The organism is Streptomyces sp. NRRL S-495 (assembly GCF_000966955.1).
Taxonomy (GTDB): Bacteria; Actinomycetota; Actinomycetes; order Streptomycetales; family Streptomycetaceae; genus Kitasatospora; species Kitasatospora purpeofusca.
The window spans coordinates 1-1323 of sequence record NZ_JZWY01000700.1 but is presented as its reverse complement, the minus strand read 5'-3'; the positions used below and the strand labels follow the sequence as shown (position 1 = coordinate 1323).

At 77.7% G+C, this 1323-nt stretch carries 1 protein-coding gene; it reads right to left on the bottom strand.

Annotation, left to right across the window (positions count from 1 at the left end; translation table 11 throughout):
* Positions 1 to 1181 (bottom strand): PAS domain-containing protein (locus VR45_RS31195; RefSeq protein WP_045943235.1); only part of this gene is annotated, 1181 nt, incomplete at its 3' end.
* Between the last annotated feature and the right edge of the window lie 142 nt (positions 1182 to 1323).

The following is a 1323-nucleotide window of genomic DNA, read 5'->3' as shown; positions in this document are numbered from 1 at the left end:
TCGGGGTAGAGCGAGAAGGCCAGCCAGTGGTCCGGCGGCCGGCGGGCGAGGAAGGCGGTGGGCTGCTGGGAGAGCAGCGCGGCACGGTAGCGGTTCTCGTACACCGGGTCGGACAGCCAGGGCAGCACCTGCCACGGGTGGTGGCCGACCAGGTCCTCGCGGCGGGCCTGGAGCAGCAGTTCGACGCTGTGGTTGGCGTAGGTGATCCGGCCGTCCGGGTCGAGCGAGAAGACACCCTCGCGCAGCCGCTCCACGGCGGCGGCCGCGGCGGTGCCGGTACGGGTGTCGAGCACGGCGCCGACCAGGCGCCCGCGGGCCCCGGGGCCGTCGCGGGGCACCCGGGCCCAGAGCTCGACGGGGTAGGGGTGGCCGTCCCGGTCCAGTACCCGCAGCCGTGCGGCGAGCACCCGGCCCCGGTCGAGGGCTCCGCGCACGGCGGCCCGGAACTCCGGCAGGTCGCCGGGGGCGATCCGGGCGGCCAGGCTCTCGGCGCGGCCGTCGAAGTCGCCCGGGGCGAGCCCGAAGATCTCGCAGAACTGATCGTCGGCGGTGACTTCGCCGAGCGCCACGTCCCAGTCGAAGAGGCCGACCCGGGTGGTCGGCGCGGAGGGCGGGGTGAGTTCGACGACCGTGGTCTCGCCGTTCGGCTCCACCGGGTGGCCGGCCGCCTCCAGCCCGGCCAGTCCCGCGGCCAGCCGGGCGGCGACCGCGCGCACATGGCGGCGCGCGCCCTCGGGCACGCCGTCGTCGGTGGCCGCCCAGAGCACCCCGAGCACCCCGAAGACCTCCTCGCCCGCCCGCACCGGGACGCTGGCGGAGGCGAAGTCGTAGGGCAGTCCGACGGCGAGCTGCGGGAAGCGCCGCATGGTGTCCTCGGTGTCGGCGAGCAGGACCGTGCGGCCGGTGCGGTAGCTGACCGCGATCGGCAGCGGACCGGCGGCGGCGATCCGCCGGAACGGGCCGAGCACGGACAGCGGCACACCGGCGACCGCGCACAGCACCAGCGAGCGGCGGTCGCGGGAGCGCAGGTACACGGTCGCGCCGTGCGCGTCGGTGCCGCCGAGCACCGTCCGGACGGCGGAGGTCAGCAGGGCCTCCCGCTCCCGCGCGGGCCCCCGGCCCGCCGGCCCCAGCGGGTCCTGGGCAGCACCCGTCCCTGGACGGCGCGGGTCGGGGCGCACCGCCCGGGCATCCCCGTCGCTGGGAGGCGGACCGGGCGGGTCCGCCGGAACACCCTGGCGCATCCTCTCTTGCTACGCCGGGCCCCAGGGGCTGTCAAGGCGAACCCCGTCCGCCCCGGCGTGCCCACCGGCCCCGTCGGCG